At 72.1% G+C, this 21,356-nt stretch carries 17 protein-coding genes and 4 pseudogenes; 14 read left to right on the top strand and 7 right to left on the bottom strand.

The window, feature by feature from the left end:
* Positions 1–8 precede the first annotated feature (8 nt).
* The 5 genes and pseudogenes from O7631_RS01955 to O7631_RS01935 all read left to right on the top strand — a co-directional run bounded on the left by O7631_RS01955 (position 9) and on the right by O7631_RS01935 (position 5,198).
* On the top strand, positions 9–983 hold the full coding sequence (locus O7631_RS01955; RefSeq protein WP_278142740.1) for an alpha/beta hydrolase: 975 nt from the start codon (positions 9–11) through the stop codon (positions 981–983).
* 5 nt (positions 984–988) lie between these two features.
* Positions 989–1,843, top strand: coding sequence for a DUF3152 domain-containing protein (locus O7631_RS01950; protein WP_278142739.1), 855 nt, complete (start codon positions 989–991; stop codon positions 1,841–1,843).
* Positions 1,844–1,945: 102 nt separating this feature from the next.
* On the top strand, positions 1,946–2,770 hold the full coding sequence (locus tag O7631_RS01945) for a DUF3152 domain-containing protein (RefSeq protein WP_278142738.1): 825 nt from the start codon (positions 1,946–1,948) through the stop codon (positions 2,768–2,770).
* 56 nt (positions 2,771–2,826) lie between these two features.
* Positions 2,827–4,075: pseudogene (gene moeZ / locus O7631_RS01940) on the top strand (adenylyltransferase/sulfurtransferase MoeZ).
* A gap of 286 nt (positions 4,076–4,361) precedes the next feature.
* A complete protein-coding gene (locus O7631_RS01935; protein ID WP_278142736.1) occupies positions 4,362–5,198 on the top strand; it encodes a prenyltransferase/squalene oxidase repeat-containing protein in 837 nt (278 codons plus the stop codon).
* Between the two features lie 200 nt (positions 5,199–5,398).
* On the opposite strand, the pseudogene O7631_RS01930 reads toward O7631_RS01935, so the two are convergent.
* Both O7631_RS01930 and proB read right to left on the bottom strand, forming a co-directional pair.
* A pseudogene (locus tag O7631_RS01930) lies at positions 5,399–6,646 on the bottom strand (glutamate-5-semialdehyde dehydrogenase); the annotation flags it as partial.
* 21 nt (positions 6,647–6,667) lie between these two features.
* Positions 6,668–7,825: a glutamate 5-kinase gene (proB, locus tag O7631_RS01925; protein WP_278142735.1), complete on the bottom strand. Its 1,158-nt coding sequence runs from the start codon at positions 7,823–7,825 to the stop codon at positions 6,668–6,670.
* A 13-nt stretch (positions 7,826–7,838) separates the two neighbouring features.
* On the opposite strand from proB, the gene O7631_RS01920 reads away from it, so the two are divergent.
* From O7631_RS01920 to O7631_RS01910, 3 genes and pseudogenes are all read left to right on the top strand, one after another.
* On the top strand, positions 7,839–8,153 hold the full coding sequence (locus O7631_RS01920) for an MGMT family protein (protein WP_278142734.1): 315 nt from the start codon (positions 7,839–7,841) through the stop codon (positions 8,151–8,153).
* Between the two features lie 171 nt (positions 8,154–8,324).
* Positions 8,325–9,668, top strand: a pseudogene (locus O7631_RS01915) (MFS transporter); the annotation flags it as partial.
* Positions 9,669–9,838: 170 nt separating this feature from the next.
* Entirely contained in the window at positions 9,839–11,326 is a 1,488-nt protein-coding gene (locus tag O7631_RS01910) for an aminotransferase class V-fold PLP-dependent enzyme (protein ID WP_278142733.1), read from the top strand.
* Positions 11,327–11,378: 52 nt separating this feature from the next.
* On the opposite strand, the gene O7631_RS01905 is transcribed toward O7631_RS01910, so the two are convergent.
* Both O7631_RS01905 and O7631_RS01900 read right to left on the bottom strand, forming a co-directional pair.
* Positions 11,379–12,584 carry a hypothetical protein gene (locus tag O7631_RS01905; RefSeq protein WP_278142732.1) on the bottom strand — a complete coding sequence of 402 codons (1,206 nt, stop codon included), beginning with the start codon at positions 12,582–12,584 and terminating at the stop codon, positions 11,379–11,381.
* Positions 12,577–13,137 carry a SigE family RNA polymerase sigma factor gene (locus tag O7631_RS01900; protein ID WP_278142731.1) on the bottom strand — a complete coding sequence of 187 codons (561 nt, stop codon included), beginning with the start codon at positions 13,135–13,137 and terminating at the stop codon, positions 12,577–12,579. Before O7631_RS01900 ends, O7631_RS01905 begins: the two co-directional genes overlap by 8 nt.
* Positions 13,138–13,367: 230 nt before the next feature.
* On the opposite strand from O7631_RS01900, the gene O7631_RS01895 reads away from it, so the two are divergent.
* Both O7631_RS01895 and O7631_RS01890 read left to right on the top strand, forming a co-directional pair.
* On the top strand, positions 13,368–13,949 hold the full coding sequence (locus O7631_RS01895) for an NADH-quinone oxidoreductase subunit B (protein ID WP_278142730.1): 582 nt from the start codon (positions 13,368–13,370) through the stop codon (positions 13,947–13,949).
* A gap of 101 nt (positions 13,950–14,050) precedes the next feature.
* A complete protein-coding gene (locus O7631_RS01890) occupies positions 14,051–15,367 on the top strand; it encodes a DUF2252 domain-containing protein (RefSeq protein ID WP_278142729.1) in 1,317 nt (438 codons plus the stop codon).
* A gap of 16 nt (positions 15,368–15,383) precedes the next feature.
* Here the strand turns inward: O7631_RS01890 and O7631_RS01885 are convergent, their stop codons facing one another.
* Positions 15,384–16,430 carry a glucose 1-dehydrogenase gene (locus O7631_RS01885; protein WP_278142728.1) on the bottom strand — a complete coding sequence of 349 codons (1,047 nt, stop codon included), beginning with the start codon at positions 16,428–16,430 and terminating at the stop codon, positions 15,384–15,386.
* A 105-nt stretch (positions 16,431–16,535) separates the two neighbouring features.
* Here O7631_RS01885 and O7631_RS01880 point away from each other — a divergent pair.
* Both O7631_RS01880 and O7631_RS01875 read left to right on the top strand, forming a co-directional pair.
* Positions 16,536–17,102: pseudogene (locus O7631_RS01880) on the top strand (NADH-quinone oxidoreductase subunit C); the annotation flags it as partial.
* A gap of 332 nt (positions 17,103–17,434) precedes the next feature.
* Positions 17,435–18,397 carry a complex I subunit 1 family protein gene (locus O7631_RS01875; RefSeq protein WP_145778856.1) on the top strand — a complete coding sequence of 321 codons (963 nt, stop codon included), beginning with the start codon at positions 17,435–17,437 and terminating at the stop codon, positions 18,395–18,397.
* Between the two features lie 148 nt (positions 18,398–18,545).
* Here the strand turns inward: O7631_RS01875 and O7631_RS01870 are convergent, their stop codons facing one another.
* Positions 18,546–19,565, bottom strand: coding sequence for a glutathione S-transferase C-terminal domain-containing protein (locus O7631_RS01870; RefSeq protein ID WP_278142727.1), 1,020 nt, complete (start codon positions 19,563–19,565; stop codon positions 18,546–18,548).
* An 89-nt stretch (positions 19,566–19,654) separates the two neighbouring features.
* Here O7631_RS01870 and O7631_RS01865 point away from each other — a divergent pair, with 89 nt between their 5' ends.
* Positions 19,655–20,080 carry an ester cyclase gene (locus O7631_RS01865; protein WP_278142726.1) on the top strand — a complete coding sequence of 142 codons (426 nt, stop codon included), beginning with the start codon at positions 19,655–19,657 and terminating at the stop codon, positions 20,078–20,080.
* On the opposite strand, the gene O7631_RS01860 is transcribed toward O7631_RS01865, so the two are convergent.
* Positions 20,061–20,636, bottom strand: a complete 576-nt coding sequence (locus tag O7631_RS01860) for a Uma2 family endonuclease (protein WP_278142725.1) — start codon at positions 20,634–20,636, stop codon at positions 20,061–20,063. The two genes, O7631_RS01865 and O7631_RS01860, sit on opposite strands and share 20 nt — an antisense overlap.
* Before the next feature lie 94 nt (positions 20,637–20,730).
* Between O7631_RS01860 and O7631_RS01855 the strand changes: the two genes are divergently transcribed.
* Positions 20,731–21,339 (top strand): NADH-quinone oxidoreductase subunit I, encoded by a 609-nt coding sequence (locus O7631_RS01855; protein ID WP_278142724.1) that lies wholly within the window; start codon positions 20,731–20,733, stop codon positions 21,337–21,339.
* The last annotated feature ends 17 nt before the right edge of the window (positions 21,340–21,356 follow it).

Here is a 21,356-nt window from a genome sequence, read left to right as displayed (position 1 = left end):
CTGGAACGATGAGAAGCGCCACCCTCTGGCCGGACCACCTGCTTCCCGACGACAGTGTTCCCCCGCCGTGGCCGGGTCGGGAGGTTCGCCTCGACGGCCTGGTCACGTACGTGCGGGACACCCCGGCCACCGCCGCCGGAGCGGAGCCGGCGCTGTACGTGCACGGGCTGGGCGGGTCGTCGCAGAACTGGACCGACCTGGCCGGGCTGCTCGCCGACCGGCTGGACGGTCAGGCCATCGACCTGCCCGGCTTCGGTCGTAGCGAGCCGGGGCCCCGCTACACCATCCCGGCGTTCGCGGACCTCGTCGTCCGCTGGATCGAGCACACCGACCGTGGGCCGGTGCACCTGTTCGGCAACTCGCTGGGCGGAGCGGTGGCGGTCCAGGTGGCCGGGCTCCGGCCCGACCTGGTCCGTACGCTCACCCTGATCTCCCCGGCTCTGCCGTTCCTGGACTTCCGTCGCTCGTTGCAGGGGCGGATGTTGCCGGTGCTCGCCATTCCGCGCGGCGAACGGTTGGTCGCCCGGCGGCTCACCCAGCTCGCGCCCGAGGTGATGGCCCAGCAGGTGTTGGAGGCCTGCGTCGCCGACCTCAGCCGGATCTGCGACCAACGTCGGGCGGAGGCGTTGGAGGAGATCCGGGTCCGCTACGAGGCGGAGCACTACGCGGCCGCGTACGTCCGGACGTTCCGTGGTCTGGTCTCCAGCTTTCTGCGGGCGTACCTGCCGGGACCGGGTTCGCTGTGGCGGCTCGCCGAGGCGGTACGCGCACCGACGCTGGTGGTGGGTGGCCGGCAGGATCGCCTGGTCGATGTGCGGGTCGCGCCGCAGACCGCGCGGGTCATCCGCGACAGCCGGTTGATGATGCTCGACGGTGTCGGTCATGTGGCGCAGTTGGAGGTGCCCCGGCTGGTGGCCCGAGCGGTGGTCGGCCTGCTCGCCGAAACGGGGGACACCGTTGGGCGGTCCGATCTGGCAGGCTGAGCCCGATGCCCAGCTCAGCCCGCCTCCCGGCCCGTCGTCAGCGACGCTTCGCTCTGTTCGCCCAACTGGTGGCGGTGGTGCTGGCGGTGAGCGCCGCGGTGACCGTGATCGCGGAGGGGTCGGGTGGGCACCCCGGGGCCGAACGGTTGGCCGCCGACGAGATCTCCACGGTGCCGCCACTGGTGGCCGCGCCACTGCCGCCGTCGGCCAGCCCGTCGCCCTCCGCGACGGCGCCGTCCAGCCGGCCTCCGGTGCTGCGGCTGCCCGGTGCGGTCCCGAGCGCCGGTAGCGGCGATTTCGGGTACGACGCCCGCTCCGGTCCGGTGCTGGGGCGAGCGGGTGAGCTGCGACGTTTCCGGGTCGCTGTGGAGTCGGGCAGCAACGAGGATCCGGCCGAGTTCGCGATGGCCGTCCACACGGCGCTCGCCGGTCCGGGCAGTTGGGTGGACAGCGGCCGGCTGCGGCTGCAACAGGTGCCGGGTGCCGCGCCTCGCGACTTCACCGTCTACCTGGCCACGGCCCGGACGGCGGGTCGCATGTGTGCCGCCGGGGGAGTGGACATCCGGGTCGGGGGTCGGCCGTACACGTCCTGCCGTGCGCCCGGCCAGGTGATCATCAACCTGGACCGGTGGCGGCTGTCGGTGCCGCACTTCGTCTCGGCCAAGGTGCCGTTGTCGGTCTACCGGACGTACGTGGTCAACCACGAGGTCGGTCACCAGCTCGGGCACCGGCACGAGCGCTGTCCGGGCGCGGGCCGGCCGGCGCCGGTGATGATGCAGCAGACGCTCTTCTGGAACGGGTGCCGCGTCAACCCGTGGCCGTACCTCGAAGGGCGTCGCTACAGCGGTCCCGCCCTCTGAGTGACGGTCGACACGCCGACCCCGTACCCCCTCCATCAGGCGTCTTGTGGCAATAGCTCCGAAAACGGAGAAATGCCCGAATAATCTGGCAGGCTCGTCGTCATGACGCCGTCGTCCCGATACGGCCCGCCCCAGCCGCCCGACTCGTCGGGCGGATCGGTGTACGTGCGTCCCACGCTGGCCCGGATGCACCGGCGGCGCCGCCGAACCCTGCTGTTCGGCCTGTTCGTGCTGACCGCCGCCATCGGCGTGCCGCTGGCCAGGGGCGACGGTGAGCCGGCGGCCGTCACTCCCGCCGTCACCACCCAGGGCGGCACGGGGCGCGGCGGTGGGGCCGCGCATCCGGTGCCCACCAGCTACCCGTCGGTCGGCGCCGGACGGTTCACCGCGGCCGACGGCGAGACATCGGTGCACGGCGCGGACGGTCCGCTGCGCCGGTACCGGGTCGTCGTCGAACGAGGCACCGGCCAGGACGCCGAGGCCTTCGCCACCCGAGTGGACGAGGTGCTGACCGACCCACGGAGCTGGATCGCCTCCGGTGAGCTGCGGGTGCAGCGGGTGGCCGACGCCGGTGCCGCCGACTTCACCATCTACCTGGCCACCCCTGTCACGTCCGAACGGATGTGCGCCGAGGGTGGGCTGACCACCGAGCGCTACACCTCCTGCCGCCTGCCCGGCCAGGTCATCATCAACCTGGCCCGCTGGATGGAGGCGGTCCCCGACTACGGCGCCTCGCTGGACACCTACCGCACCTACGTGATCAACCACGAGGTCGGCCACGAGTTCGGCGAACAGCACGAGGCCTGCCCCGAGCCGGGTGAGCCCGCCCCGGTGATGCAACAGCAGACGTACGGCCTGGACGGCTGCGTCGCCAACGCCTGGCCCTACCTCGACGGCCGTCGCTACGCGGGTGACATCGTCCCCTGATCGACGGCATCGTCGGTTATTCCCGCTCCCGCATCGCGGACCACGTGTCCTCCCTCATGGCCGAGCAGGGCCCCCGCGAGCAACAATGGCGCGGTTCACACCGCCGATCCCGGGGAGTCCACCGTGTCGTTGCCCCCGCTCGTCGAGCCCGCCGCCGAGCTGACCGTTGACGAGATCCGCCGCTACTCACGCCACCTGATCATCCCGGATGTCGGGGTGGCCGGGCAGAAGCGGCTCAAGAACGCCCGGGTGCTCTGTGTCGGCGCAGGTGGCCTCGGGTCGCCCGCCCTGCTCTACCTGGCTGCGGCCGGGGTCGGCACGCTCGGCATCATCGACTTCGACACCGTCGACGAGTCGAACCTCCAGCGCCAGGTCATCCACGGTGTGTCCGACGTCGGTCGGTCCAAGGCCGAGTCCGCCGCGGCGTCGATCCGCGAGATCAACCCGCTGGTCACGGTGGAGATCCACAACACCGCGCTGGACCGGGACAACGTCCGCGAGATCTTCGCCCAGTACGACCTGATCGTCGACGGCACCGACAACTTCGCCACCCGCTACATGGTCAACGACGCGGCGGTGCTGCTCGGCAAGCCGTACGTGTGGGGCTCGATCTACCGCTTCGACGGCCAGGCGTCGGTGTTCTGGGCCGAGCACGGCCCCTGCTACCGCTGCCTCTACCCGGAGCCGCCGCCGCCCGGCATGGTCCCCTCCTGCGCCGAGGGCGGCGTGCTGGGTGTGCTCTGCGCGTCGATCGGGTCGATCCAGGTGAACGAGGCGATCAAGCTGCTCACCGGCATCGGTGAGCCCTTGGTCGGCCGTCTGATGGTCTACGACGCCCTGGAGATGGAATACCGCAAGATCAAGGTTCGCAAGGACCCGAACTGCGCGCTCTGCGGCGAGAACCCGACGGTCACCGACCTGCTGGAAGACTACGAGGACTTCTGCGGCGCGGTCTCCGAGGAGGCCCAGGAGGCGACGCTCGACTCGACCATCACCGCCCTGGAACTCAAGGAGTGGCAGGACGCCGGCAAGGACATCTTCCTGGTCGACGTGCGCGAGCCGGCCGAGTACGAGATCGTCCGGATCCCCGGCGCCACCCTGATCCCCAAGGGCGACATCATCTCCGGCGAGGCCCTCGCGAAGCTGCCGCAGGACCGGCAGATCGTGCTGCACTGCAAGTCCGGCGTCCGCTCGGCGGAGGCGCTCGCGGCGCTCAAGGCGGCCGGTTTCCGCGACGCCGTACACGTGCAGGGCGGCGTGCTCTCCTGGATCAAGCAGATCGATCCGTCGCTGCCGGCGTACTGATCGGCCGGGCCGGGGCGCCGCACCTCGGGCCGCCCCGGCCCACACCCACGTCGCCCGGCTGCGCACCCGCCCGGGCCCGCCCCGCGCCGGCCATGTCGCGCCCGCCCGGCCCACGTCGTGCCGCGCGCTGCCGGACCGCGCCGCACCGTCCGCCCTGGGCCGCGTCGCCGCCCTTGCAAATCGACGCAGATGACAGCGGATGGCCCGACGGCCGGAGCGACGCAGCCAGTTCGGGCTGGCCGATTCTCTGAGGCGGCATCGCGTCCGCGCAGGTAGCGTCTCCGCCGTGGTCGACTTGGAAGCCGCGATCGGGTTCGTCGTGGCGCATGGGGATGCGGTGGAACGTGCCCGCCTCTCCTGGCTCCGCAACGGCACCCCCGTGCCCGTCGAGTTACTGGAGACGGCCGAGGTCGGCCAGTCACCGGACGGCGGTTGGCCGGCCACCTGGGGCGGCCCGATCGCCTCGATCGACGCCACCTGTTTCCGGCTCGCCGAACTGGACGACCTGGGCGCGCTCGGCCGCCCCGCAGCCCGGCGCGCACTGGACTGGCTGGCGTCCCGGCAGCAGGCCGACGGCGGTTGGGAAGAGGACCCGTCGTTGGCCGACTCGGCACCGGAGTGGGCCCGGCCCGGCGACCCGGAGGCCGGGTTCCTCGTGTCCGCCAACGCCGGTTTCTGGCTCACCGTCGCCGGCCTGGATGCCCGAGCCTCGGGTCCGCTCGACCACCGGGTCGGTGGGGCGTACGCAGGTGTGGTGCAGGCGGCGGCTCACTCGCTCGCCGCGCGGCTGCGCCCGGACGGCAGCTGGCCGTCGTTCCTCGCCGCGGGCTGGCTGAGCGCGGCCGTACTGCACCGGCAGCAGATGTTCCAGGAGTCGGCACGCATCCAGGTGGTGCTCGTTGAGCGGATGCCGAAGATGTCCCCCGGCGACGTGGCGTGGTTGGCGGCCACGCTGCGCCGGGCCGGCGTCGACCCGCAAGACTGGATCATGGCGCGGGCGCTGAACCGGCTGACCGAGACCCAACGCACCGACGGCGGTTGGGAGAGTGACGACGGCCATCAGTTCGACGTGCACACCACGCTGGCCGCGATCCGCGCCGCCCGTCCCGCGCAGCCTGCCTGAGCCCGCCCTCGGCCCGCGCTGAGCTTCCCCTACCCCGCGCTGAGGGGAGCTGCCGGCGTAGATCTTGGACAGTTTCCGTTCTCCGCTAACGGAAACTGTCCAAGATTGCCAGTTGCATCGCCCTGGCGGCGGCGTGCGGCCCTGGTGGCGGCGTGCGCCCGGTGGCGGCGTGCAACTGGCGCCGCCTTCCGGCAGCACGGCTATCGCAGGTGCCCGTCGCCGGTGACCACGTACTTGGTGCTGGTCAGCTCGGGCAGACCCATCGGGCCACGGGCGTGCAGTTTCTGGGTGGAGATGCCGATCTCCGCGCCGAACCCGAACTCGCCGCCGTCGGTGAACCGGGTCGAGGCGTTGACCATCACCGCCGCCGCGTCCACCCGCGCGACGAACTCGCGGGCCGCGCTCGCCGAGTCGGTGAGGATCGCCTCGGTGTGTCCGGTGCCGAAACGGCGGATGTGCGCGACCGCCGCGTCCAGTGAGTCGACCACCGCGACCGAGATGTCGGCGGACAGGTACTCGGTCGCGAAGTCCTCCTCGGTCGCCGGGACGACGGCCGCGGAGTACGCGGCCACCTCGGGGGAGCCGTGCACCGTCACCCCCGCCTCCGCGAGCGCGGCCAGCATCGGCGGCAGGAACGCGTCGGCGACGTCCGCGTGCACCAGCAGCGACTCGGCGGTGTTGCAGGTGGACAGGCGCTGCGTCTTGGCGTTCAGCGTCACCGCGACGGCCTTCGCCACGTCGGCGGCGGCGTCCACGTAGACGTGGCAGTTGCCCACCCCGGTCTCGATCACCGGCACTGTCGACTCCTCGACCACGGTGCGGATCAACGACGCGCCACCACGTGGAATGAGCACATCGACGAGCCCTCGGGCGCGCATCAGCTCCTTGACCGAGTCGCGGGAGCTGGCGTCGAGCAACTGCACCGCGTCGGCCGGCAGCCCGGCCCCGGCCACCGCGTCGCGCAGCACCGCGACCAGCGCGGCGTTGGAGTGCGCGGCCGACGACGACCCGCGCAGCAGTGCCGCGTTGCCGGACTTGAGGCAGATGCCGGCGGCGTCCACCGTCACGTTCGGCCGCGCCTCGTAGATGATGCCGACCACCCCGAACGGCACCCGGATCTGGCGCAGCTCCAGCCCGTTGGGCAGGGTCGAACCTCGGACCACCTCGCCGACCGGGTCGGGCAGCGCGGCCATCTGGCGCAGCGCGTCGGCGATGCCGGCCACCCGGCCCGCGTCGAGGGCGAGCCGGTCCAGCACGGCCGCGCTCAGCCCGGCCTCGCGCCCGGCCGCCAGGTCCGTCTCGTTCGCGGTCAGGATCTCCGGGGTACGCGCCACCAGCGCGTCGGCCATCGCCACCAGCGCGGCGTCCTTGACCGTACGGGTGGCAGTGGCCAGGTCAGCGGCGGCGTCCCGCGCCCGCTTCGCCTGCTCGACGACGGTCATCGCTTGCTCCTCAGCTGGGCAGTTGGCTTACAGCAGCACGAGGTCGTCGCGGTGGACGACCTCTCGTTCGTACGCCGGGCCGAGCGCCGCGGCGAGTTCGGACGTGGAGCGGCCGAGCAGCCCGGGCAGCTCCACCGCGTCGTAGTTGACCAGACCTCGGGCGACCGACGCGCCGGCGGTGTCCACCAGGTCCACCGGGTCGCCAGCGGTGAACGTGCCGTCCACGGCGGTGATGCCGGCCGGTAGCAGCGACTTTCGGCGCCCGACGACGGCGGCCACCGCGCCCGGGTCGAGGTGCAGTCGCCCTCGGGGCGAGGTGGCGTGGGCCAGCCAGAACAGCCGGGCCGTCGGGCGTTGCCGCTGCGGGTGGAAGAGGGTGCCGACGGGTTCGCCGGCCAACGCCGGACCGGCCAGGTCGGCGGCGGTGAGCACCACCGGAATGCCGAAGCCGGTGGCGATCCGGGCGGCCTCGACCTTGGTCACCATGCCGCCGGTGCCGACGCCGGACCGGCCGGCCCCGCCGATGGTGATCCCGGCGAGATCCGCGTCGCCGTGAACCTCGGAGATCCGCGTCGACTGCGGCTTGGTGGGGTCGCCGGTCCAGAGCGCGTCCACGTCGGAGAGGAGGACCAGCAGGTCGGCGTGCACCAGCGCGGCCACCAGCGCCGCCAGCCGGTCGTTGTCGCCGAACCGGATCTCCTGGGTGGCCACCGTGTCGTTCTCGTTGACGATCGGCACCGCCCGCAGGTCGAGCAGTTTGCGCAGCGTGCGGTACGCGTTGCGGTAGTGCGCCCGCCGGGTCACGTCGTCGACGGTGAGCAGGACCTGCCCCACGGTGCGGCCGTGCCGGGCGAAGCTGGCCGCGTACCGGCCGATCAGGAGGCCCTGCCCGACGCTGGCGGCGGCCTGCTGGGTGGCCAGGTCGCGCGGGCGTCGGGGGAGCCCGAGTGGGGCGAGTCCGGCGGCGATCGCGCCGGAGGACACCAGGACCACCTCGCGCCCCTCGGCGGCGAGCCGACCGAGGATGTCGACGAGCGCGTCGACGCGCTTCTCGGCCAGACCGCCGCCGGCGGTGGTCAACGAGGAGGATCCGATCTTGACGACGACCCGCCGGGCCGCCGTGACTGCGTCGCGCACCCGCCCATTCTGCGTGGTCACGGCCGCACCGCCCGGCGGCGTTCCCATATGGTGGCGGATTGTGACACCTGACGAGTATGTCGAGGCGGTGCTCGACCTGGTCGAGCGGATCCCGGAGGGTCGGGTCATGTCGTACGGCGCGGTCGCCGACGCGCTCGCCGAGCGATCGGGTCGCGCGTCGGCGCGACTGGTGGGCAGCATCATGGCCCGCCATGGCGGCTCGGTGCCCTGGCACCGGGTGGTGACGGCGGCTGGCCGGCTGCCACCGGGCCACGAGCGGGAGGCGCGGGCCCGCCTGCGTGCCGAGGGGGTGCCGCTCCGCCCGAACGGGGTCGACATGGCGGCGGCCGGTTGGTCGCCGGACGAGGACCGGTGACCAGCCTTCCCGTCACCGCCGGGTCGGTTTGCCGTCGGCGCTGGTAACACTCCGAGGTTGCGGAGGTGGTTGCGTGCCTGGCTGCCGTCAACCCGACTGTTCGGTTGTCCGCATCGGGCGGGCGGATGAGGGGATGTGACCTCCGGCATAACGTGAGTAACATTCGGGCCCATGAAAACGCCGCTGGGCACCGGGTCGTCAGCCGCCGGCTCGCTGCCTCGGCCGGTGCACGCGGGCTACGCGCTCGGCTCGCTGGCGACCGGCGCGTTCGGCACCGTGCCCGGTCTGCTGCTGCTGCCGTACCTGACCGACACGCTGGGCGTGGCCGCCGGACTCGCCGCACTGCTGGTGCTGCTGCCCAAGGCCTGGGACGTGCTGGTCAACCCGGTCGCCGGGCGGATCTCCGACCGCACCCGGTCACGCTGGGGCGCTCGCCGCCCGTACCTGCTCGTCGCCGGCCTCGCGCTCGCCGTCCTCTTCGCGTCGATCTTCGCCGCGCCGTTCGGCAACGGGCCGGCCGCCGCTGCGTACGTGGCGTTCGCCTTCCTCGCCACCGCCACCGCGTTCGCCTTCTTCCAGGTGCCGTACGTGGCGATGCCGGCGGAGTTGACCGACGACTCCACCGAGCGCACCCGGCTGATGACCTGGCGGATCGCGGTGCTGGCACTGGCCATCCTGGTCTCCGGCGCGGTCGCCCCGCTGGTGGTCGGCGCCGGCGGCGACGGTGTTGCCGGGCACCGGTGGATGGGGTTGTTCGTGGCGGCGCTGATCGCCGTCGGCGCCGTCGGGGCGTTCCTCGGCACCCGTTCCGCGCCCACCGGCACGGTGAGCGGGAGCGAGCCGACCCTGCGCGCCCAACTCGCCGTCGCCGCCGCCAACCGCCCGTTCCGGGCGCTGCTGATCTGTTTCGTCGTGCAGTCCGCCGGGGTGGCGACGATCCTGGCCGGGGTCAACTACTTCGCCGGGCAGATCCTGCGCGACGACGACAGCGGGCCGACCCTGCTCTTCGTCTGCTTCGTCGGGCCGGCGCTGCTGGTGATGCCGATCTGGTCCCGGGTCGGTGCCCGGCTGGGCAAGCGGACCGCGCTGGTCGCCGCCTCGCTGATCCTCGCCGTCGGGGCACTCACCCTGGTCGCCGCGCCGGTGCTGCCGACGGTCACCGTCTACCTGGTGGTCGCGGTGATCGGCGTCGGGTACGCCGGGCAGCAGGTCTTCGCGCTGTCGATGCTGCCGGACTGCATCGCGTACGACACCAGGCGCACCGGTCGGCGACAGGCGGGTGTGTTCACCGGCCTGTGGACGGCCGGGGAGACCCTCGGGCTGGCGCTGGGTCCGGGCATCTACGGCCTGGTGCTCCAGGTCTCCGGCTACGTCTCCTCCGACACCGGAACAGCCGCCGCCCAGTCCGACGGCGCCCGCCTGGGCGTCCTGCTCGGGTTCACGCTGATCCCGGCCCTGTTGATCGCCCCGCCGATCCTCCTGCTCCGCCAGTACACCCTCACCCCCGCCGCCCTGGCCGACCCGATCCGCGCCGACCACGCCGACCGCGCCGACCGCGCCGACCGCGCCGACAGCGCCGACAGCGCCGACAGCGCCGACAGCGCCGACAGCGCCGACAGCGCCGATCATGGAGTTGTGGTGGGGACGAAAGCCGTTGACCGTCACGAGAAGGGCACCACAACTCCATGATCGACGAGAGCAGGGTCGAGGGCCGGGCCGTGTTGCCTCTCGGGGTGCCGGCGGATGTCGCGTTGACCGAGGTACGGCAGTTGCGCGCCGGTGACCGGCCGACCCACGGTGGGCAGCTGTTCGCGTACGTCTACGACCCCGCGGTGCCGGGCCTGGACGAGCTGACCGCCGCCGCGCACCGGGAGAGCGCGCACGTCAACGGGCTGGACCCGACCGCGTTCCCGTCCCTGCTGGCGATGGAGAACGCCCTGGTGGGCGCTGCCGGCCGGGTGCTCGGCGCCGGCCCGGGCACGACCGCCCCGGACGTCGTCGGCAGTGTCACCAGCGGCGGCACCGAGTCGCTGATCCTCGCGGTCAAGACGGCCCGGGACGCGCACCCGGAGATCGCCGAACCCCGGATCGTGGTGCCGTCGAGCGCCCATGCCGCGTTCGCCAAGGCGGCGCACTACCTGCGGGTGGCGATGGACGTCGTGCCGGTCTCCCCGGACACCCTGCGTCCCGACCCGGCCGAGATGGCCGCCGCGATCCGTCCGGAGACGGTGCTGGTCGCCTGCTCCGCGCCGTCGTACGCGCACGGGGTGGTGGACCCGGTCGAGGAGATCGCAGCGGTGGCCGCCGCCGCCGGGGTGCGCTGCCACGTGGACGCCTGCTTCGGCGGCTGGACCCTGCCGTACCTGCGTCGCCTCGGCGAGCCGGTGCCGCCGTTCGACTTCGCGGTACCCGGGGTCACGTCCATCTCGGTGGACCTGCACAAGTACGCGTACGCGCCGAAGGGGGTGTCGGTGCTGCTGCACCGGGACGCCGCGCTCCGCGCACCGCAGTACTTCGCGTACGCCGACTGGCCCGGCTACACGATGATCAACCCGGTGATCGCGTCCACCCGCTCGGGTGGTCCGATCGCCGCCGCGTACGCCACGGTGCGGCACCTCGGCGACGACGGTTACCTGCGGCTCGCCACCGTCACCCGGGATGCGGTCGCCGGCCTGGCCGAAGCGGTACGCGCCGTCGACGGCTTGCGGCTGATGGCCGAGCCGGAGTCGACGGTGGTGTGCTTCACCGCCACCGAAGGCGGCCCGGACCTGTTCGTCCTGGTCGACGAGCTGACCGCGCGGGGTTGGCACACCCAGCCCCAACTGTCGTACGCCGGGCTGCCGGCGAGTGTGCACCTCACCGTGACCGCCTCGGTCGCGCCCCGGGTCGCCGAGTTCGGGCCGGACCTGGTCGAGGCGGTGGCCGCCGCCCGGGCGGCCGGTCCGGTCGCCCTCCCGCCCGAGCTGGTCGCGCTGGCGACGTCGCTGACCCCGGACGCCCTCACGCCCGAACTCGTCGCCGGGCTGGCCGCCGGGCTCGGACTCGGTGGCGGGGGAGCGTCGACGCCGGATCGCCTGGCGGTGGTGAACACGCTGCTCGACGCCGCCCCGCCGGCGTTGCGCGAACGTTTGCTGGTCGAGTTCGTCGGCCTGCTGCAACGTCCCACCTGGTGATGCCGGGCGATCCGGTCCACCGTCACAGGAGGGTGGACCGGACCACACCGGTTCAGCGGTAGTTCATCTGCACCACGTTGTCGGCGCGGTTGACGTCCGGCAGAAAGTTGCGATCGCTGTCCATCGGCTGGACGTCCACGTCGGCCTTTCCGCTACCCACGGTGATCCCCACGCCGGCCCGGAAGCTCAGGTCCAACCGCACCTCCGCCCCGGCTGCCAGTCGACCCAGGTCACAGGTCACCGGCTCGCTGGTGTGCTGAGGCTCGCCCCCGCACGGTGCCCACCCGTCGACGTCCGGACGCACCGGCGCGGGCACACCGAGCCGGAGCGCCACGCGGGCGACCGGCCCCGTGCCCCGGTTGCGAATCCGCACCGTGGCGGTGCCGGTCCGGGAGCCGTCGTCCGCCGTCGTCAGGACGAGGTCGGTGGCGGTGACCGCGATGTCCGCCAGGTTCGGGTTCGGGCCGAAGCTCGTCGGCCCCGCGACCTGGGCGAAGGCGTCGCCCTTCCAGCGGTAGCTCCGCCACTGCCGCTGTGACCAGTCGGCGGACCAGCCGCCCCCGGGAGCGATGTCACCCACCTGCACGCGGACAGTGCCGTCGGCCACCACGTCGAGGGCGAACAACCACTGCGGTTTGTCGATGGTGGTCGCCACCACGCGGCCGAGCGTGACCACCTTCCCCTGCTCGTCCCGGTCGAAGGCGACAACCTGCATCGGGCCGCCGGTGCCGAGCACACACTGTACGAGCGCCACCGTCTCCACCGCACCGTCCCCGTCGACGTCGCCGTGGTCGAGCGCCAGCAGCCAGTTGACCCCTTCGCGATCGTCACCGCTGATCCGTACGGCCGACGTCGGGCAGCCGCGCCCGGCCCGCCACGCGGGCAGGGTCACCGACGCGCCGAGCAACTGCGCCCGGCTGATCCGGCCGTCGGGCACGGCGGAGGCCGGGCTGCCGGTGGTCACGGAGGGACCAGGGGTCGGGCTCATCGAGCCCTCCGGGGTGGGCGACACCGAGATGCTCGGCGTCGGGTCGACCGGACCCGGTTGGTGGTCCAGGCCGCTCATCGCCGCGTACCCGATGGCGGACCCGCCGAACAGCGCGAGCAACGTCGTGGCGGTGGCCCCCCACCGGCGTCGGTTGCGACCTCGCACCGTCCGGCGGACGGCGGCGGGACCGGGCACCTCGACCTTGTCCAGCACGGTACGGCGGTAGTGGGCAAATTCCTCGGCGAGGCCGAGGGTCTCCTGCTCAGACATCCCGCACCTCCTCGTTGGTGTCCCGCAGATGGGTCGCGAGGGCCGTGCGGCCCCGGTGCAGCCACGATTTGACGGTGCCCTCGGCGACCCGCTCCTGAGCGGCGATCTCGGCGACCGACAGGTCGGCGAGGTAGTGCAGAACGACGGCCCGTCGCTGCTTCGGCGGCAACTTCGCCAGCGCGACGTCGAGGGCGACCCGGTCGGGGCTCGGCCCGGCGACGTGGGTCTCCCGTTGCCGCACCAGCCACGACTGGGCGGTCCGCAACCGCCGCCAGCGGTTGTGGCCGAGGTTCCAGGCGACCTTGCGTACCCAGGCCAACGGGTCCTCGTACCGGGCGAGCCGGTCCCAGCGGGCGTACGCCCGGCAGAACGCCTCCTGGACCAGGTCCTGCGCCTGTCCACGGTCACCCGTGTACGCGGTGAGCTGCACGACCAGGGAACGGAAGTGGGCGTGGTAGAAGTCGTCGAAGACCAGTTCGTCGGCGGCCGAGGTGGAGTTGCCCGGCGGGTCCGGCGGCCGTCCGCCCACCTGTACTTCTCTCGTCACAAGCACTCGTCCTCCCCGTGGTGGCCGCGGGCGCCGTGTTCGCCAGCACCGGTCACACATTCGGGTACGCCGGCAGGTTGCGGGAGAACCGGTAGGCGTTCCTGTCGTCTGCGGGACATACCTGTGCCTCTCGTCGTCGGCGGCGGTGCGGGGCGCGCCGTACCGGGCACGAAGCCAGGAACGAGGCTCGGAGTCGCTGTGGTTGACTGTCCGGTGGGGGACGGAAGGGGGCGGTCGTGCAGCTACCGGCAGTGCTCGGTGAGCCGATCCGGTTCGTGCTGAACTGGGGGCGTCGCTACTCGCTCTGGGTGTTCAACTTCGGCCTGGCCTGCTGCGCGATCGAGTTCATCGCCACCAGCATGGGTCGCCACGACTTCATCCGGCTGGGCGTGATCCCGTTCGCCCACGGCCCCCGGCAGGCAGACCTGATGGTGGTCTCCGGCACGGTGACCGACAAGATGGCTCCGGCCATCAAGCGGCTCTACGACCAGATGCCCGAGCCGAAGTACGTCATCTCGTTCGGCGCCTGCTCCAACTGCGGTGGCCCCTACTGGGATTCGTACTCGGTGACCAAGGGCGTGGACCAGCTCATCCCCGTCGACGTCTACGTGCCTGGCTGCCCGCCCCGGCCGGAGGCGCTGCTGCACGGCATCCTGCGCCTGCAGGAGAAGATCGCCGCCGAGCAGTCCGGCATCGGTGGCGTACCGCAGCGCGACGTGTTGGCCGCGCCGTTGGACGCGCCGCCCCGCGAAGCCCCTGCCCCGCGTTCCGTCGACTCCCTCACCGCGCCACCGGTCCGTCCGCCCGCCACCGACTGACGGCGGCCGCGCCGCGCCGCGCCGCGCCGCCCGAACAGGCTGAACGGGGCAAGTCGGTTGTCCGACGTCCGGGGTGGCCGAGCGGGGCTAGCCTGCGGTTCATGAGCAGTTCAGAGGATCGGCGGTCCACCCACATCGTCGACGTGCTCACCGAGGAGTTCGGTGCGTCGATGGCGATCGACCCGGCCGCCTTCCGCCGCAAGTTCCGCAAGATGGCGGCGTCGCCGTTCGCCTTCTACCGGGGCAGTGCCGCGCTGTTCTACGCCGACCAGCGCGGCGACTTCGCCGACGACCGGTTCTCCGACGAGCGGACCAGCCGGGTGTGGATCCACGGTGACCTGCACGCGGAGAACTTCGGCACCTACATGAACGCGTCCGGGCAACTGGTGTTCAACGTCAACGACTTCGACGAGGCGTACGTCGGGCCGTTCACCTGGGACCTGCGGCGGCTCGCGGCCAGCGTGGCGCTGCTCGGCTACGGCAAGGCGCTCTCCGACACGGCGATCGGGGACCTGGTGGCCGGCTTCGCGCGGTCGTACCTGACCGAGCTGCGGGCGATCGCCGCCGGCGGTGACGACGCGATCGGCTCGATCACCCTGGACAACGCCGACGGCGTGCTGCGCCGGGTGCTCCAGCAGGCGCGGCTCAACACCCGGGTCGACCTGCTCGCCGCGCAGACCACCATCGACAACTACGAGCGGCGCTTCTCCCTCGGTGACGGTGTCTTCGAGGTCGACGACGCCACCCGGGATCTGGTGAGCGCCGCCTTCGAGGACTACCTGGGCACCCTGCCGGCCGGCTCGACGCAGCTACGGCCGGTGGCGGCGCGGATCAAGGACGTCGTGCTGCGCAAGGGCGTGGGCATCGGCTCGGCCGGACTGCCGTCGTACAACCTGCTGCTGGAGGGGCACACCCAGGCCCTGGAGAACGACGTCGTCATCTACATGAAGCAGGCGCAGGTGCCGGCCGTGGCGCGGTACGTCACCGACGAGACGGTCCGGGGCTACTTCCAGCACCAGGGGCACCGGACCGCCGAGTCGCAGCGGGCGTTGCAGGCGCACGCCGACCCGTGGTTGGGCTTCACCGAGCTGCACGGGGCCGGTCAGCTCGTCGCCGAGGTGTCCCCGTACGCCGCCGACCTGGACTGGTCCGACGTGAACGAGCCGGAGGAGCTGACCGGGGTGCTCGTCGACCTCGGTCGGGCGGTGGCCCGGATGCACTCGGTCGCCGACGACGAGTCCAGTCACGACCTGGTGGACTACTCCACCGAGGAGGCGATCGTCGCGGCGGTGGACACCGACGAGCGGGGCTTCGTCGCTCACCTGGTGGACTTCGCGCACGCGTACGGGGTGCGCGCCCGACAGGACCACCAGCTCTTCGTCGACCTGTTCCGCAACGGCCGGCTGCCGGGTATCTGAGTCGGCGGGTCGCCGATCAGGACGCGAACTCCAGCACCACCTTGATGTCGTCCGGCCCGGGGGTGTACGCGTCGGCGTACCGGTTCACCGGCACCCGACGGGTGACGAGTGATTCGAGCCAGACCTGGTCGGCGCGGGCGAGCGCCTGCGCGGCCATGCTCCAGTGCCGCCGGTTGGCGTTCACCGAGCCGAACACCACGTTGTTCTCCAGCACCAGCGCCCGGTTGAGCGCCCCGGCGTCGAAGTCGATGGTCCGGCCCCCGCTGGACACCCCGGCGAGGCAGACGATCCCGTTCGGCGCCGCCTTGCACATCACGTCGAGGACGACGGTGGGCGCACCGGTGCACTCGATCACCACGTCCGGTTCGAACGGCAGCTCGTTGACCGGCACCGTGTGGTAGGTGGCGCCGAGTCCGGCGACCAGCTCCGGCTTCGGCCCTTCGGTGTTGCGGTCCAGCACGTGCACGGTGAGCCCACGCTGGGTGCCGAGCAACGCGGCCAGCAACCCGATCGGGCCGGCCCCGGTCACCAGGACGGTCTGCGGCTGCCACTCGGCCCGGTGCCCGATCCGCTCGATGTGGTCCCAGGCCTTCGCCACCACGCTGGTCGGCTCCAACAGCACGCCGACCTGGGCCAGCGCCGGATCGAGCTTGACCGCGTACGGGTGCTCGATCCGCCAGCGGTCACGGGCGAACCCGGGTAGCGCCTTGATGCCGTGCTCGGTGTACTGACCGTTGCGGCACATGTCCCACTCGCCGACCGCACAGTTCGGGCAGGGGACCGGGTCGGGGTGCCGGACGATCCCGGCCACCAGGTCGCCGGGTTGCAGGGTGCCGCTCGCGTCCTCGATCACCCGGCCCAGCGACTCGTGCCCGATGATCAGGCGGTCCGCGCCCGGCGGCGCCTCGCCGTAGTCCCCGGCGATGATCTCGTGGTCCGTGCCGCAGATGCCGACCGCCAGCGCCTCGACCAGGACGGAGCCGTCCTCGGCATCCGGCTCCGGATGGTCCTCGACGAGGCTCAGCGAGTTGGCCACCCCGGGCCTCACAGTCACAGCGCGCACACCCTCATCCTTCCCCGCCGAGGGCCGCGCCGCGCCCAAAGCAGGCAGATCGCCGGGCATCGGCGGCGACCAGGTGCGGGTGCGGGCGGCACTAGGATCAGCGGCATGACTCCCGAAGAGGTCGGCGCTCGGCTGGTCGCGCTGCTCGCGCCCGTCGAGGTGACCCCGTCGGTCTCCGGCGGGCAACGGTTCGCCCGCGCCACAGTCGACGTGCCACCGGCGAACTGGCTGGCCGCTGTCCGCGCGGCCCGCGACGACACCGAGCTGGCCTGCGACTTCTTCGACTGGCTCTCCGCCGTGGACGAGCTGGCGGAGGGCTTCGACGTGGTGGCGCACCTATGGTCGACGCGGCTGCGCCACGGTGTGCTGCTGCGTACCCGGTTGCCGCGCGGCGCGGCCACTGTCGCCTCGGTCGTCGACGTCTACCCGGGTGCCGCCTGGCACGAGCGGGAGACCCACGAGATGTTCGGCATCGACTTCGCCGGCCACGGGGAGCTGCGGCCGCTGCTGCTGCCTCCGGAGTTCGAGGGGCACCCGCTGCGCAAGGAGTTCGTGCTCGCGTCCCGGGTGGCCAAGCCCTGGCCGGGCGCGAAGGAACCGGGCGAGTCGGAGGCCGGCGGCGGGCGTCGGCCGATCCGCCCCCCGGGCGTTCCCGCACCGGGCGAGTGGGGCACCACGCCCACCCCGGCCGGCGCGGGTGGTGTGGGGGAGGGCCCGCGTGGCGGCACCCCGGCCAGGCCGGCCGGCGAACGTCCGGCGCGGCCCGCCCCGGGGGCCCGTCCGGCGCGTACTCCCCGGCCTGCCGCCGGTGACGACGGCCCGGCGCTCACCGACCGGGCCGCACCCGGCGCAGGCCCGGCACCGACCGACCGGGCCGCACCCGGCGCAGGCCCGGCACCGACCGACCGGGCCGCACCCGGCGCAGGCCCGGCACCGACCGACCCGGCCGCGCCCGGGCCGGCGGCGGGCGACGACCGGCCCGACCACGACGGGGGTACGACCTGATGCCGCTCTGGGTGGAGCTGGTGCTCCGGATCGGCGGGGTGGTGGTCGCGTTCCTCACCCTGCCGCTGCTGGTGGGCCAGGCCGAGCACAAGGTGATGGCGCACATGCAGGGGCGTCTCGGCCCGATGTACGCGGGCGGCTTCCACGGCTGGGCCCAACTGGTCGCGGACGGGGTCAAGTTCGTGCAGAAGGAGGACGTGACCCCGCGGGAGGCGGACCGGGCGGTGTTCCGGCTGGCCCCGGCGGTGGCGCTGGTGCCCTACCTGCTTGTGCTGCTGGTCATTCCGCTCGGCCCGAACGACCTGGTCGGGCAACCTCTGGACATCGGCCTGTTCTTCGTGCTGGCCGTGGTCGGCGTCGGGGTGGTGGCGGTGCTGATGTCGGCGTGGGCGTCGGCGAACAAGTACAGCCTGCTCGGTGGCCTGCGTGGAGCCGCCCAGCTGCTCGGTTACGAGCTGCCGTTGGTGCTGGCCGCCGCGTCGGTGGCGATGGCGGCGGGCACGCTCAGCCTCTCCGGCATCGTCGAGGCGTGGCAGCCGTGGTGGCTGCTCTGGCAGGCGCCCGCGATGATCATTTTCTTCGTCGCCGGGCTGGCCGAGATCCGCCGCCCGCCGTTCGACATGCCGGTGGCCGACTCGGAGCTGGTCTTCGGCTACATGACCGAGTACACCGGACTGCGCTTCGCGTTCTTCCTGCTCGCCGAGTACGTCGGCATCGTGGTGATCGCCGCGCTGACCACTGTGCTGTTCCTCGGCGGGTGGCAGGGCCCGTTCGCCGACGACCAGCTCGGCTGGCTCTGGACGCTACTCAAGATCTTCGCCGTGTCCTTCGTGATCATCTGGCTCCGGGTGTCCTACCCCCGGCTGCGTGAGGACCAGCTGCAACGGCTCTGCTGGCTGGTGCTGGTGCCGGCGTCCCTCGGGCAACTGGTCCTCACCGCCGCGGTCCGCATCGCCCTGTGACCTTGCGCGATCACCGGCCCCGCGCCGGACGATCGCCCAAGATCCACGCAACTTCCCGGATGTTGCTGCCTCCGACGGGCGGGAGACACCAACAACCCTGATGTTGCGCGGATCTTGGCGACGAGCCGGCGCGAGATGGGTCGGTCGCTCAGCGCAGCGGGGTGTGGGCGGGGTCGACCGGCTCGACCGGCGGCGGGGGCGGGGTGCCGTCGCCGAAGGGGCGGCCACCCAGCGACTCCCGGCCGTGCGGAGAGAGCCAGTTGGACAGGTCGGGCCCGAGCGGCACGATCCCGGTCGGATTGATGTCGCGGTGCACCTCGTAGTAGTGCCGCTTGATGTGGTCGAAGTCGATGGTGTCGCCGAAACCGGGGGTCTGGAACAGGTCCCGGGCGTACGCCCACAGCACCGGCATCTCACTCAACTTCTGCCGGTTGCACTTGAAGTGACCGTGGTAGACCGGGTCGAAGCGGACCAGCGTGGTGAACAACCGCACGTCCGCCTCGGTGATGGTGTCGCCGACCAGGTAACGCTGGTCGGTCAACCGCTCGGTGAGCCAGTCCAGCCGGTCGAAGAGCCGGTGGTACGCCTTGTCGTACGCCTCCTGGCTACCCGCGAAACCACACCGGTAGACGCCGTTGTTGACGTCCCGGAACACCACGTCGTTGACCTCGTCGATCTGCGCGCGAAGGTGCTCGGGGTAGAGCTGCGGCGCGCCGTCGCGGTGGTACGCGACCCACTGCGTCGACAGGTCGAGGCTCATCTGCGCGTAGTCGTTGGTCACCACCTGCCCGGTCGGCACGTCCACGATCGCCGGCACGGTGATGCCGCGCTCGTAGCCGGGGAAGCGCTTGAAGTACGCCTCCTGGATGCGCTCGATGCCGAGCACCGGGTCCCGGCCGTCCGGGTCGAGGTCGAACGTCCAGCTCCGAGCATCGTGGGTAGGGCCGGCCACCCCCATCGACAGGGCGTCCTCCAGGCCGAGCAGCCGTCGCACGATGATCAGGCGGTTGGCCCACGGGCAGGCCCGACTGACCACCAGCCGGTACCGGCCCGGTTCCACCGGGTACCCGTCGCGTCCGTCCTTGGTGATCCGCGTGGCGATGTACCGCTGGTCGCGGGTGAACTCGCCACCCGGCTCGACGTACTTGCCGCCTGTTTCCTCGCCCACGTCAGCCTCCCGGTCGTGTTGCTGCCCTGCACCCCATCCTTACCGATCTCCGACCGATCGACGCGGTGAGCCCGGATACCCTCGCCGGCATGACGGATGTGGAGGCGGCGGCCCGGCGGTTCATCGCCGACGTGTGGAACGCGCGTCGGGAGGAGTCGGCGTACGAGTTGGTGGCCGAGGAATGCCCGGGGCTGGGCGGCACCGGCCCGGAGGCGACGTTGGCCTGGCATCGTGAGCGCCGGGCGGCCTTCCCCGACCTGCGCTACAAGATCGTGGACGTGGTGGCGGCCGGCGAGCGGGTGGCGGTGCACTGGCGGGCGGCCGGCACCCATGTAGGGCAGTTCGGGCCGGTGCCGCCGACCGGTCAGGTGGTGAGCTATTCGGGCGCGACGTTCCTGCGCTTCGACGCGGCGGGCCGGATCGTCGAGGTGTGGAGCTGCAACGAGTTGTTCCAGTTGTTGCAACAACTCGGCGTCGAGATGCTGCCCCCAGCCGTCAGCGGGCCCGGGGCGTGATCCGGCTGATCGGCAGGTTGATCGGGAAGGGCTCGCCGGTGTCGACGAATTTCGTCCACCGCCCGGTCTCGGTGTAGACCTCGTTCACCGCGTCGATCCGGTAGGTCACGACCTCCAGCTCGCCACCTTCGGTCTCGATTCGCCAGTAGTAGGGGATGCCGGCCTGGGCGTACAGCGCCGGCTTCAACACCCGGTCGATCGAACGGGTGTTGGGCGAGACGATCTCGATGGCCACGACGACCTCGTGCGGCTCGTACTTCGACGGTTCGCGAGCCGCCGCGGCAGCCGTGGTGATCAGCACGTCGGGGATGAAGGAGCGGGTGCGGTTGATCCGCACCTCGACCGCCTGGGTCACGTCGTAGCCGTCGGGGCAGTCCTCGTCGAGCGCGGCACCCAGGCGCATGGCGATGCTCTGGTGGGTACGGGTGGGGGAGGGGGACATCAGCAGCACTCCATCGAGCAGTTCCCGGCGGCGGCCATCCTCGGGCAGCGCATCCAGATCGTCAGTCGTCCACTCGCTCTCGGGCGGGTAGTCGCTCTGCAGCGCGGCGGTCATGGCAGGTCCTTCCAGGTGCGTCGTTCTCCCCACGACCACCGTACCGCCCTCGACCTGTGGGTGGTGGTCGCGCGCGCCGGGGCCACAGGGCAGGATGGTCGACATGAGCGACCCCAGCGAGCACGGTGGCGCCAGCGAACGCGGGGGCCTGCCCGGCGCGGGCCTGGTGAAGGGGTTGGCGGTCACCCTCAAGACGATGACCAGCCGGTCGACCACCCAGCAGTACCCGGACGTCGCCCCCGACCTGCCGCCCCGCTCGCGGGGTGTGATCGCGTTGTCGGAGGAGAACTGCACGGTCTGCATGCTCTGCGCGCGCGAATGTCCGGACTGGTGCATCTACATCGACTCCCACAAGGAGGAGGTGGCGGTGCCCGGCGCCGCCCGCCCCCGGCAGCGCAACGTGCTGGACAAGTTCGACATCGACTTCTCGCTCTGCATGTACTGCGGTATCTGCATCGAGGTCTGCCCGTTCGACGCGCTCTACTGGTCGCCGGAGTTCGAGTACGCCGAGTACGACATCAAGGACCTGCTGCACGACAAGGACCACCTCGGTCAGTGGATGGCCACGGTGCCGCCACCGCCCGCGCACGACCCGAACGGCGAGCCGGCCAAGGAGGAGACGGCCGCCGCGCGCAAGGCCGCCGCCGCCCGTCCGGCTTCTCCATCGGTACGCGCCGAAGCCGACCAGGACTCGGCGTCGTGACCGCCCGAGCCGGGGAG

This window comes from Micromonospora sp. WMMD967 (genome assembly GCF_029626165.1).
GTDB classification, from domain to species: domain Bacteria; phylum Actinomycetota; class Actinomycetes; order Mycobacteriales; family Micromonosporaceae; genus Micromonospora; species Micromonospora taraxaci.
This window is presented reverse-complemented; position numbering and strand designations above follow the sequence as displayed.

Bases quoted from the DNA above. Each gene is read 5' to 3' on its own strand.
- O7631_RS01955 (WP_278142740.1), top strand. From the start codon at position 9: ATGAGAAGCGCCACCCTCTGGCCGGACCACCTGCTTCCCGACGACAGT.
- O7631_RS01950 (WP_278142739.1), top strand. From the start codon at position 989: ATGCCCAGCTCAGCCCGCCTCCCGGCCCGTCGTCAGCGACGCTTCGCT.
- O7631_RS01945 (WP_278142738.1), top strand. From the start codon at position 1,946: ATGACGCCGTCGTCCCGATACGGCCCGCCCCAGCCGCCCGACTCGTCG.
- proB (WP_278142735.1), bottom strand. From the start codon at position 7,825: ATGGGAACGCCGCCGGGCGGTGCGGCCGTGACCACGCAGAATGGGCGG.
- O7631_RS01910 (WP_278142733.1), top strand. From the start codon at position 9,839: ATGATCGACGAGAGCAGGGTCGAGGGCCGGGCCGTGTTGCCTCTCGGG.
- O7631_RS01905 (WP_278142732.1), bottom strand. From the start codon at position 12,584: ATGTCTGAGCAGGAGACCCTCGGCCTCGCCGAGGAATTTGCCCACTAC.
- O7631_RS01890 (WP_278142729.1), top strand. From the start codon at position 14,051: ATGAGCAGTTCAGAGGATCGGCGGTCCACCCACATCGTCGACGTGCTC.
- O7631_RS01875 (WP_145778856.1), top strand. From the start codon at position 17,435: ATGCCGCTCTGGGTGGAGCTGGTGCTCCGGATCGGCGGGGTGGTGGTC.
- O7631_RS01865 (WP_278142726.1), top strand. From the start codon at position 19,655: ATGACGGATGTGGAGGCGGCGGCCCGGCGGTTCATCGCCGACGTGTGG.
- O7631_RS01860 (WP_278142725.1), bottom strand. From the start codon at position 20,636: ATGACCGCCGCGCTGCAGAGCGACTACCCGCCCGAGAGCGAGTGGACG.
- O7631_RS01855 (WP_278142724.1), top strand. From the start codon at position 20,731: ATGGTCGACATGAGCGACCCCAGCGAGCACGGTGGCGCCAGCGAACGC.